Here is an 11,848-nt window from a genome sequence, read left to right on the forward strand (position 1 = left end):
TGTTCTGCAAATTTGGGGTTTCCAGAGTGATGTCAACTGTTGGCCTTTGTTATGCAACTATGACTGGGCTTTGAAGGGCACATGCCAGATGTTACTGGCGTAATCTTTAATGGTTCTATCGCTAGAAAAATATCCCATACCTGCTGTATTATAGATAGACTTTTTTGTCCATTCGGTTGGTTTTTTAAAGAGTTCTGATGCGAATTTATGGGCTTGGTCATAGGAATCAAAATCAGCCAAAACGAAGTATGGATCCCCTTCATTCAACAATTTATCTACAATTGGTTTAAACAAATCTTTCTCGTTCGGAGAAAAGAATCCGTTATTAATAAGATCTAATATTTTTTTTACCTTGAGATTGCTGTTATAAATGCTTTTTGGGTCATAACTAGGCTTCATTGAAGCAATTTCGGATTCTGTAAGCCCGAAAATGAACATATTTTCACTTTTTAGATAGTCTTTCATTTCTATATTGGCCCCATCCATAGTTCCTATGGTCAAAGCTCCGTTCATGGCAAACTTCATATTGCCTGTTCCTGAGGCTTCCATGCCAGCTGTTGATATTTGTTCTGATAATTCGGCTGCAGGGATAATAATTTCTGCCATGGATACTCTATAATTAGGAATAAAAACTACCTTAAGAAAATCTGATGAAGATGGATCACTATTAATAATATCAGCGACGGAATTAATTAATTTAATAATAAGTTTTGCAAAAAAATATCCTGGTGCAGCTTTACCTCCAAAGATGATTGTTTTCGGAGTGGGATTGGGATTAATGTTTTCTTTGATATCCATGTAATCCCCTATTACGCGAAGAATATTTAACAATTGCCTCTTATATTCATGGATTCTTTTTATATGGCAATCAAACATGGAGGAAGGATCAACAGTGACTCCTATTTCGCCAAAAATGCGTCTAGCTAGAGCACCCTTGTTTTTAGCTTTAATGCCCCCCCATTTGTCCCTGAAAGCAGAATCATTGGCCATAGGATGTAATTTTTCTAGAATAGACAAATTTGTTATCCAACCATCTCCCAATATCTCCGTTAATAGGTCTGATAACAAAGGGTTACAAAGGGCTAACCATCTTCTAGGTGTTACTCCGTTTGTGACATTGGTAAATTGACTTTTATTAATGCTAGCAAAGTCGGAAAATAATGTGGTCCGCAGTAGTTCCGAATGAAAAGCAGAAACTCCGTTAACTTTGGCTGATCCAACGATAGCTAAAGTTGCCATACTTATCTGTTTTTCTGTTCCATTTTCTTCTATGATAGAAAGGAATTTTTTCTTTTGTTCATCATTCGGAAAATTTTTTTCGACTGTCTCCATCCATCTGGCATTAATTTCCTGAATAATTTCTAAGTGTCTAGGAAGAAGTTTAGAAAAGAGCCCTATAGGCCAACGTTCTAGCGCTTCCGGAAGGATAGTATGATTTGTATAATTAAAGATTTCTTTGGTCATCTTCCAGGCATTATCCCAAGGCATTTCTTCCCTATCAACCAAAATGTGCATCATTTCAGCTATCCCAAGGGCTGGATGAGTATCATTGAGTTGAATTGAAACTTTTTCAGATAATTTCTCGAGATTTATATACGTTTTAGTATACCTACGAAGAATATCTTGAATTGTTGATGATATTAAAAAATATTCCTGTTTCAATCTTAATTCTTGTCCTTCAGAGATAGAATCGTTTGGATACAAGACCCTAGAAATATTCTCAGACAAGGCAATGTCTTCTATAGCTCTGATGTAGTCTCCATGATTAAAATAACTAAACTCAAATCCTTGAGGGGACTGGGCTTGCCATAACCGCAATGTGTTGACAGTATTGTTGCCATATCCCGGGATAGGCACATCATAGGCCATTGCCAAAACTTCGCTAGTGTCCGTCCATTCTGCTATGTTTTTTCCTCTTTCATCTGTATAATGGACAACTCTTCCGTAAAACTTCACGGGATACAAGTACTCCCCCCTGCATATTTCCCAGGGGTTTCCGTACCTTAGCCATTCATCTGGCGCTTCTACTTGATAGCCTTCAATGATTTTTTGGTGGAAAATCCCGTAATCGTAACGGATGCCGTAACCATAAGCTGGAATCCCTAATGTTGCCATAGAATCCAAAAAACACGCAGCCAACCGTCCTAACCCACCGTTCCCTAATCCAGCATCAGACTCCATTTCAGTAAGTTTATCTAAGTCAAATCCTAACTGTTTTACAGATTCGCGAACTATATCTAAGAGACCCAAATTAAATAAGTTAGACTTCAAACTTTTTCCTAGAAGAAATTCCATGGAGATATAGTAAACTCGTTTAGAATCTTCTTTGTAATATTGGCTTTGAGTTTCTAACCACCCTTTTGCTAGCCATTCCATTACAGTTTCGGATATTGCAGAAAAAATTTCTCTGTTAGAGGCTGTTTCTAGTTGTTGGACAACTCCTAATTGTAATCTGTTTAGTATGGCATTTTTCATACTCTCAACAGAAACAGATGTTCTGTCAAAACTATTTCCTTCCATATCTGAAAATCCCCAATTAAAATAGCCGTGACTTCGTTAGCGTATCTTCTATTTATTAGATTTTTCCATTTATTAATCGGGGAATTTTTTAATGTCCACCATTATCGGTTGGATATTTTTAAGAGAGAAATGATCAAATTTATTAATTATTCTACTTTTATTTAAAAAAATCTTTTTTGTTTTTGGAAAAATTCTTAGACTATACCCTTCTACTTTCGAACAATGGTGTTGTTATGTATGCTCATGGCTTTGGAAGCAACAGAACATCTACAGGAAGACTTAATATAGTTACCATAGAGGATGTTAATAAAAGGGATAGGCCTGTTCCTCGTTATTCTGACCAAGCTGCTAAGGCTTCTCTGGCTATAATGAAAGAGTTGCAACGAGGGTCTTTTGTGGGTACGGGGTTATTTGTCGCTAGCGCTATCTTGGAAAGTGTCTTGTCTTTGTCTTTACTTGTAGTTATGGGGATAACTTGTCCAATGACCAGCTACGGAGTTGTCTTGTCAATGATCATTGCTACAGTAATTTTTGTTGAAGCCATTCTTAGACTAATCATTTCTGCATCAATAAGCGCGTCAGCTGTCCGCAATAGTGATAATGCATAAGCAGCGGACTGTTATTACTCAGGAGGCGTTTCTCCTGAGACGTATTCTAATTCTTTGTGTCCCGAAAAAAGGGATTGAACGATCTCTTTGACGCTTAGGCTTGCCTCTCTGTCTCCAGACTCTAATGCTTTGGATATTAGTCTAATAGATGAAATCACCGTTGAATGATCTCTGGAGAAAAGTTCTCCTATCTTGACATAAGAAAGAGAGAGGTGTGTGCGGCAAAGGTACATGGCTACTTGCCTAGGAAAAACGTACTCTCTGGATTGCGATCTTCCCAAAATATCCTCTGTAGAGATCCCACTGTGATTTGCCACAGACTGTATAATTTTCTGCGGAGTAAGCCTAATTTGCTCAGCTTCGGCTAAGAGGTCTTTCAAGAAATACTTGATATCTTTTTCATAAAGAAGTTGTTGGGAGCATTTTCTATAAGCAACTCGCTTTGACAATAGGCTAAGGGCATGAAGGATACTTTTAACATTTGAAACGAGCTCTTGGATAAGAAATTCTACAGAACTCTCGTGCAAACGAACAAAAAGTTCTTGAGACTTACTGTAAATAAACTTTCTTAAGCCATCTTTAGCTAAAGGTTGCACTGGAATAACAATTCCCCATTCAAATCGGCTTACTAAGCGTTCTTCCATAAATTTGAGATCCCCAGGAGCATGCAAGGAAGAAAGCATAATTAGCTTGCCTTCAGTATGTAAAGAGTTGAACGTGTGGAAAAATTCTTCTTGGGTAGCAGCTTTTCTGGAAAAAATTTCAATATCTTCTATAAAGAGAGCGTCCACTTTTCTATAGAAGGAACGGAACTTTTGCATTTCTCCCGCACGAATAGCTGCAACGAGATGTTCGGTAAACCTTTCAGCTGCAACAAAGAGGACCCTCTTGCCATATTTCTTTAATTCATGTGCCACAGATTGCATTAAATGCGTTTTCCCTGATCCCTCAACACCAAAAAGATAAATGGGATTAAAAGGAAATTCTGTTCCTTCAGGAGATGGTAAGCCAAAATTTCTTAAAATTCGAAAAGCCGGTTCATTTTCTGGCGTTATTAAGAATTTTGCAAATGTTTTATTTTCATCCAACTCTTGGTCTTTAATAGAAAAAAACGAAGATTGCGCATCATAAATAGGAGGTAGTTCTCTTCCCTCTCCGCTTTTTTCCGATGAAGAAATGTGTACCCTAATAGCTTTTCCATTATTGTTTACGAATTGAGCTTTAACTTTATGTCGGATATGTTCTTCGAACCAGGTGAGCTGGAAAGAATCACTGGCTTCTAAGTACAAATTGCAAGCATCAAAACAAGAAACCTTTAAAGAACGTAGCCACTTATCTACAATTTCTTTACCTATCTCTTTATCTTGTAATAAAAGAAACTCTTCCCAAGCTCGCATACTAAACTCTTCTTATTAATTCTTTCCTTATAGCTTGTATAGGCTATAAACCCGAGTTTAAATTATCGAAAATGTCCTCTTTTCTTACTTAAAATGACTTCGTTTTTTATGTGCTTCCTATCCAACACTTTATTTGTGGCCCACTGTTGAGCTATTCCCAAGACAGTTGAAGACAACCAATAAAGGTTCAATCCTGAAGGGAAATTATAGAACATGACAGTAAAGAGAAGAGCCATCATTGTGCCCATGGCTTGTTGCTGTCTTTGTTGCTCAGTAAGTTCTCCTGGTCTAGATGTAGTAGAAAGCTTCTGTTGGGCAAACATGACTATTCCCAAAATTATTGGTAGAAGATGTATTTGATTGCCTATCAAAAAGACAGGTGTTTCCCAAGAAAAGATGACATCCGGAGCTGTTAGATTATCTATCCATCCAGGTATGAAGGAGGCGCCCCTGAGTAAGAAGGAAGATTTTAGTAAATCAAACATAGCTATTAGAAAGGGCAACTGTATCAACATGGGGAAGCAACCCATTAAAGGATTAACTTTATTCTCTTTATACAGAGACATAATTTCTAATTGAGCTCGTTTGGGTTCATGTTTGTATTTTTTCTGGATTTCTTGGATGTATGGAGACAACTTTTGCATACGTCTCATAGAACGTAGAGACCAAGCATTCAAGGGATAAAGGACTATCTTGAGAAAAACTGTCAACAAAATAATAGATATTCCCCAAGATCCTGTGAGAAACTTAAAGAACTTCATTACCAAAAATAGTAGTCTGGCAAAGGGTTCCGAAATGAAACCAAAAATGCCTTTAAAGACTAAACAACTCCTATATTCTGGATTTCCTCCCGATGCATTTCCAAAAGTTTCATCTATCCTAGACAAAGTAGGCTCAGCTAAAGGCCCTGCGTAAACTCTAAATGACGAAGTTTTGTTGTCAGTACTTAAAGGCAATAAAAATTCATAACCGGGGTATTTTGAAGCTGGGTATTGGTTGTTTTTCTTATTTATTAAAGATAACTTTGTTATAGCTGTAGACCCAGGCACGTATACGCTGGCGAAACTTTTTGGGGAAAATCCTAAAGGAGTGATGATTATACCGAAGTACCCATTTGAGTTAAGAACCCATTCAGGGTGGGTACTAGAAGACAACAATATGGAGGACTTGGCTTTAGGTAATTTGATTTTTTCTAACAATCCCTGTCCTTTCTTTATTGTTCGGTACTTTAATGTGGGAACAAAAGCTCCGGACATAATCTCTACTTCAGGAATACCAGAAGTTACCCATATATTTGCGTTGCCATAATGAACATTTATGGCTACATTGAAGCAATATGGTTCATTAATAGGGTCTCTGGGTAAGGAGTAATTTTTTCTTATTTGCCCGTCGCTACTCTCAAGAACTAATTGGTTACTTGTAAATTCTACTACGCGGAAGAATGATGCCACTTGATGATCAAAATTCTCTCCAGACACCAAATTGAAAGACTGATAGCGTTGAGGTAGAGCTTTGTCTGCGTTGTCAAGGCTTCCTCTTCTTAAGAGAGGGTAATAACCACCAACTTCTTCTGCTACTTTTTTCTTGTCAAATCCTATGGAAGAAAAGCCAGGGAATGATGCTTCAGATGGGTTAGCCGTTGCCAGAGCTCTATCGGTCTCTATCTCATTGACAATGCTAAGTTTATTTCTGCCAGAGGCTAAAGGTAAATTAATCCCTTCTATGGCTCCACTTTTTTCCGAGATTACTAACTGAAGGTAATCATTTTGTAAAACATAATGGTTATTAGACCCAATGCCGGTATGGCTATTATTCAAAACCACAGCCCGAGTCATGGGCAAGTCTAAATGGACCAATCTTTCTTCGATAGAATCGTATACACCTAGAGGAAGATAATCGGTTCCGGATCGCCAAAAAACTAAAGATGTTCCTAAGATGGAAAAATCGTTACTGAAAACCCTCCCCTGCTTATACCTCCCGGGGAATACGAAAGGATCCCTGTCATTCCTAAATTCTACAATGAGGACAGGAATTTCTGATTCAACACTAGGAAGAAAAACCTTCCCCATGTCTACGATCGAATTTTTAAAAGCACTATTTTCGTAAAGAAGGACATTAATACCGCGAAAAGCATAACTTTTTCCTAAGTATCCCCAATCTTTCCCTCCGCAAGATAGAAAAGGTTCCGAATTGGAATCGTTGCTCAAGGTAAGCATAGCATTCCCTAAAACAACTGCCTGACGATTTGTACTCTTCTCAGAGTTAGTGTGTTGTTTCCAGGAAACTATTCCTAACCCCGAATGTTCTAACTGTGAAAGAACAGACGTGGTCGTTTCCCTTTGCTTTTCCGCTACTTGCTTGTATCCATTAAACTCCTTATAACCGAAGAAAAGTTGACACCCGATGAAAGAGGCACTAACCAGCCCTACAAATAAAAAAACCCGTTTACTCATCCAAAAACTCTCTAAATCCAAGAAAAGAAAATATCACACTAATGATTTATCACCCAAACAAGAATCTGAAATAATTATTAACCTTTTTCGACAAACTCTATTTAGATAAATAGTTTCGGACAATTAAGTGTCGAAAAACCAAAATAACGCCCAAAAAAAGAAATGGAATAGACAGGACTTGTCCCATGGTTAGCAAAGAATTCTTGGAAAGAACTATTCCTTGGTGAGACTTAAGAAATTCAGAGAGAAATCGAATGAGAAAGATACCTAAAAAAGTAATCCCCGACAAAAGTCCCTTCCCTATTAGATCAAGGTTTTTATAACTTATCTTTTGAAGGATAAAAAATAAAACAAGATAGCTTACACCTTCATATAGCTGGACAGGGTGTCTAGGAATTCCTGCTAGAGAATCTACGGGATTTCCAAAAGCTACGGCCCACGGGAGATTTGTAGGAATCCCTGTTATTTCTTGATTTATAAAATTTCCTAACCTGATCATGAAAGCAGATACTCCGGAAGATACGCAAACTACATCAAGAACAAAGAGGGTACTAAGGCTAGGGATCTTTTTACGGTAAATACGGGTGAATATGGGGATCCAGATTAGTATTCCTAGAACTCCGCCGTGGCTAGCTAATCCCCCGCGCCATACTTTAATTATTTCCATAGGATGTTTTACGTAGTAAGGAAATCCATAACAAAGGACATAACCTAATCTAGCTCCAATCAAAACGAAGAATATAGCGTACAAAATAAAAGCTTCAAAAGCGGCTTGCACATCTTTTTTGTTACAACGATGGTTTGAGGTGTGAAGTGCTTCGGCCGCAAGATGTGCCGCTGAAATATAAGACAGGAACATACCAAAAGAGAACAATACCCCGTACCACGTTAATGAAACGTTCCACTTTTCTGAAAGAACAATGGAGTTGGGTGGATTCCAGAATAAGACAGATAAAATCATCGGAGTATTCCTGCAGAGTTAAATTTTTAAGGAACGAAAAGGAAATGCTGTGTTATAAGCTCTTCGTTTCTTAGCACACCATTTTATACAATGTCTTCTAATAAAGATAAAATTTTAATATCTATCCCAGGATTTCTTTGGTTATTTGGAGGGATTAAATTGACCAAGGGGGCTCTTCTTCTTTTCGTTAATGCTTCTCCTGATGACTTCCCTATTTATGGCCTTTTGGCTGTTTTAGCTATTCTTTTAGGTAAGGTGAAGTTTCGTTTCTGTCTTTACAAAGCAGTTGAAAAGCAGTTGTTTATGGCATGTAGCGTGCCCGATAAGATTTCTGGTAGTGAATTTTTAAGAAACACTTTTTTATCCAAAAAAATGGCAATTATATTTTTTATTGCAGTTTCTTCGGCCGTGTGCTGTGGTCAAATCACACACTTCCCAACGCTATTTTTTATAAGGTTTACTGTAGGGACAGCTCTTCTTAGAGCGGCTTTTGCTTATCTGACACCTATTTCTGCTGGGAGGTATCCTTTGTACTAATGATGACGCTGCAAAACATCTTGGGAATAGGCACAGATATTATAGAGATCAGAAGAGTTCAAAGATCAGTTAATAGATTTAGAGAAAGATTTTTAAAAAAAATCTTTACAGAAGAAGAGCTTTTGTATTGTTTCTCTCTGCAAAATCCCTTCCCTTCTCTAGCAGTTCGGTTTTCTGCCAAAGAGGCTGTAGCAAAGGCTGTTGGAACAGGGATCTCCAAAGAGTTAACTTGGAGGGATATTGAGATTCAAAAAGCGAAAGGCAAGCCGATAATCCGTTTGAGAAGAAAGTTCTTAATCCACGGCAAGACCCCCGAATTCCATCTTTCTCTGAGTCATAGTAAAGAGTATGCTATAGCCACGGCTATAGCATTTATTGCTTTATAATTTTCAATTAATTCAAAAAAGCCTCAGCTTCAAGGGCAGCCATACACCCGCTCCCTGCGGCAGTGATCGCTTGTCGGTAGATTTTGTCTTGAACATCTCCCGCTGCAAATACTCCTTCAACAGAGGTTTTTGTTGTCCCGGGAGTCGTCACTATATATCCTTGGTCATCCAAATTGAGGGCTCCGTTGAGAAAAGCTGTATTAGGCTGATGTCCTATAGCAAAAAATACCCCTCCTGCTTCGAAGATTGTTTTTTCTTTTGATACATTGTTTGTTATTTCTACAGAACGGACGATGCTATCTCCTAGTACAGAGGAAACTTCAGAGTTCCAAAGAATAGTTACTTTAGGATTGTTGTGTAGTTTCTCCTGCATAACCTTGGAAGCTCTCAAAGAGTCTCTTCTATGAACTAAATAAATCTGCTTCCCATATCTCGTAAGAAACAAAGCTTCCTCGGCCGCCGAATCTCCTCCTCCTATGACAAACAAATTTTTTTCTTTGAAAATTGGAGCAGCTCCATCACAGACAGCACAAGCAGTAACCCCTTTTTGCCAAAATCCATCATCCCCTGCTCCAGGAATATTTAATCTTTTGGCGGATGCTCCGGTGGCGATTATGCAAGAATCACAGGTATATACCTCTTCGCCGGAATAAATTTTGAAAGGAAGTGCAGAAAAATCAACAGAATCGACATCCTTAGGTAGGACCCGTGTTCCATATGTCTCCGCTTGTTTCTTCATGGATGCCATAAGTTCCGCCCCAAAGACTCCTTCAGGAAACCCCGGAAAATTTTCTACTTTTGTCGTAGTCATGAGCTGCCCGCCAGCTATCCCTTGTGAAAACCCTTCAAATAAAACAGGTTGTAAAAGAGCCCTAGAGGCATATATTGCAGCGGTATACCCCGCTGGTCCGGATCCTATAATAATAATTTTTGAATGATTCATGCGTTCTCCACAACCAGGTTTAGATAAAGCGTTTGCAAAAATACAAACTTTAAAGAAAATGAAACTATTTTTTAAGGTAAATAGAATAAAAAATTTGTCGAAGAAGGCAGCCCTTGCCTTTTTTAAGGTTTATATTTACACTGTCTCTTTTGACTTTTGCAGTTTTTAGGAGAATAACAATAAATGCCAAAACAATCCGAATATACCTGGGGGTCCAGTAAAATTCTTGACGACGTCGATTTCCTTTCGAGCGATATGCAGGAGTTTGAAAGTCTCCTTTACTCAAATCACGGTATTAAACACGAAGATAACGAGCCTGAAGAGAAGATTTTGCCTGGAGCTATCTTGAGGGGCGTCGTTGTTGATATCAACAAGGACTTCGTTGTTGTTGATGTTGGGTTAAAATCTGAAGGCGTGGTTCCTATGGCGGAATTTGTGGACTCCTCCGAAGGGCTTGCCTTAGGTGCTGAAGTCGAGGTCTATCTGGATCAAGCTGAAGATGATGAGGGGAAAGTAGTTCTTTCTAGAGAGAAGGCCACACGTCAACGCCAGTGGGAGTATATCCTAACTCACTGTGAGGAAGGTTCTATCGTTAAGGGGCAGATCGTCCGTAAAGTTAAGGGCGGATTGATGGTTGATATTGGAATGGAAGCGTTCCTACCCGGCTCTCAGATAGATAACAAAAAAATTAAGAATCTTGATGACTATGTTGGCAAGGTTTGTGAATTTAAGATTTTAAAAATTAACGTTGAACGAAGAAATGTTGTTGTTTCTAGAAGGGAACTTCTTGAGGCAGAGAGAATTTCTAAGAAAGCGGAGCTGATTGAGAAAATTGTTGTCGGCGAAAGGCGTAAGGGAATTGTCAAAAATATTACTGATTTTGGTGTTTTCTTAGACTTAGACGGTATTGATGGACTACTTCATATTACAGACATGACTTGGAAAAGAATCAAGCATCCCTCTGAAATGGTGGAGTTAAATCAAGAGCTCGAAGTTGTGATTCTTAGTGTTGACAAAGAAAAAGGTCGAGTAGCTCTTGGTTTGAAGCAGAAAGAGCATAACCCTTGGGAAGATATTGAAAAGAGGTATCCTCCAGGGAAGCGTGTGACAGGAAAAATTGTGAAGCTTCTCCCCTACGGAGCCTTCATAGAGATAGAAGATGGAATTGAGGGGTTGATTCACGTTTCTGAGATGTCTTGGGTGAAAAATGTAATAGATCCTAGTGAGGTTGTAAATAAAGGTGATGAAGTTGAAGCTGTAGTTCTTTCTATTCAGAAGGATGAAGGGAAGATTTCTCTCGGTTTGAAGCAAACTGAGCATAACCCATGGGATAATATAGAGGCAAAGTACCCTATTGGATTGCAAGTCCAAGCTGAAATCAAGAATTTGACGAACTATGGGGCGTTTGTTGAGTTGGAGCCTGGTATTGAGGGGTTGATTCATATCTCTGATATGAGTTGGATAAGAAAAGTTTCCCATCCCTCAGAGCTCTTTAAAAAGGGAAGTAAAGTAGAGGCTGTGATACTTTCCGTAGATAAGGAAAGTAAAAAGATTACTCTGGGAGTGAAGCAGTTGAGTTCTAATCCTTGGGATGAGATAGAAGAAATTATTCCTCCAGGTTCCGTAGTGACGGGAGTTGTAACTAAAATTACAGCTTTTGGAGCGTTTGTTGAACTGCAAAATGGGATTGAAGGGCTAATTCACGTCTCTGAGCTTTCTGATCAAGCCTTTTCCAAGGTGGAGGATGTTGTCTCTGTAGGAGATTCCGTTACCGCTAGGGTTCTGAAATTAGATCCTGAACATAAGAAAGTTTCTTTGTCTATTAAAGAGCAATCCAACAAGAGTAGCTCTGCTTTCGATAAGGATAACATCGTTATAGAGAATCTTTCCGATAGCGATTCGGATCAAATCATAGATGACGAGGAGGAGCTTTCTTCTGCGAAAAAAGGTAGAAAAAAGAAAACTAAGTAGTTGTATTGTTTTTAGTGCTCGAGGGGCTTACAGCCCTTCGAGTACAGTTTGTTGTAAAATATGTTCCTTACC

Annotated in this window: 9 protein-coding genes; 4 read left to right on the forward strand and 5 right to left on the reverse strand. The window is 38.5% G+C overall.

The annotated features are described in order from the left end of the window. Window positions 1-57: 57 nt before the first annotated feature. Window positions 58-2,520: a glycogen/starch/alpha-glucan phosphorylase gene (locus KJA62_RS02145; protein ID WP_213318392.1), complete on the reverse strand. Its 2,463-nt coding sequence runs from the start codon at window positions 2,518-2,520 to the stop codon at window positions 58-60. Between the two features lie 233 nt (window positions 2,521-2,753). Between KJA62_RS02145 and KJA62_RS02150 the strand changes: the two genes are divergently transcribed. Then, on the forward strand, window positions 2,754-3,128 hold the full coding sequence (locus KJA62_RS02150) for a hypothetical protein (protein ID WP_213318393.1): 375 nt from the start codon (window positions 2,754-2,756) through the stop codon (window positions 3,126-3,128). 14 nt (window positions 3,129-3,142) lie between these two features. Here KJA62_RS02150 and dnaA read toward each other — a convergent pair whose 3' ends face one another. From dnaA to lgt, 3 genes are all read right to left on the reverse strand, one after another. Beyond that, on the reverse strand, window positions 3,143-4,525 hold the full coding sequence (dnaA, locus tag KJA62_RS02155) for a chromosomal replication initiator protein DnaA (RefSeq protein WP_213318394.1): 1,383 nt from the start codon (window positions 4,523-4,525) through the stop codon (window positions 3,143-3,145). Between the two features lie 62 nt (window positions 4,526-4,587). Beyond that, window positions 4,588-6,978, reverse strand: a complete 2,391-nt coding sequence (yidC, locus tag KJA62_RS02160) for a membrane protein insertase YidC (RefSeq protein ID WP_213318395.1) — start codon at window positions 6,976-6,978, stop codon at window positions 4,588-4,590. 97 nt (window positions 6,979-7,075) lie between these two features. Then, window positions 7,076-7,939: a prolipoprotein diacylglyceryl transferase gene (gene lgt, locus KJA62_RS02165; RefSeq protein ID WP_213318396.1), complete on the reverse strand. Its 864-nt coding sequence runs from the start codon at window positions 7,937-7,939 to the stop codon at window positions 7,076-7,078. Window positions 7,940-8,029: 90 nt separating this feature from the next. Here lgt and KJA62_RS02170 point away from each other — a divergent pair, with 90 nt between their 5' ends. Next, on the forward strand, window positions 8,030-8,476 hold the full coding sequence (locus KJA62_RS02170; RefSeq protein WP_213318397.1) for a hypothetical protein: 447 nt from the start codon (window positions 8,030-8,032) through the stop codon (window positions 8,474-8,476). A 17-nt stretch (window positions 8,477-8,493) separates the two neighbouring features. Beyond that, complete coding sequence (gene acpS, locus KJA62_RS02175) at window positions 8,494-8,862, forward strand: holo-ACP synthase (RefSeq protein ID WP_213318944.1); 369 nt, start codon at window positions 8,494-8,496, stop codon at window positions 8,860-8,862. Between the two features lie 7 nt (window positions 8,863-8,869). Here the strand turns inward: acpS and trxB are convergent, their stop codons facing one another. After that, window positions 8,870-9,805 carry a thioredoxin-disulfide reductase gene (gene trxB / locus KJA62_RS02180; protein ID WP_213318398.1) on the reverse strand — a complete coding sequence of 312 codons (936 nt, stop codon included), beginning with the start codon at window positions 9,803-9,805 and terminating at the stop codon, window positions 8,870-8,872. Window positions 9,806-9,988: 183 nt separating this feature from the next. On the opposite strand from trxB, the gene rpsA reads away from it, so the two are divergent. Next, a complete protein-coding gene (gene rpsA, locus KJA62_RS02185) occupies window positions 9,989-11,776 on the forward strand; it encodes a 30S ribosomal protein S1 (protein ID WP_213318399.1) in 1,788 nt (595 codons plus the stop codon). The last annotated feature ends 72 nt before the right edge of the window (window positions 11,777-11,848 follow it).

Source organism: Chlamydiifrater volucris, from assembly GCF_902806995.1.
GTDB lineage: Bacteria > Chlamydiota > Chlamydiia > Chlamydiales > Chlamydiaceae > Chlamydiifrater > Chlamydiifrater volucris.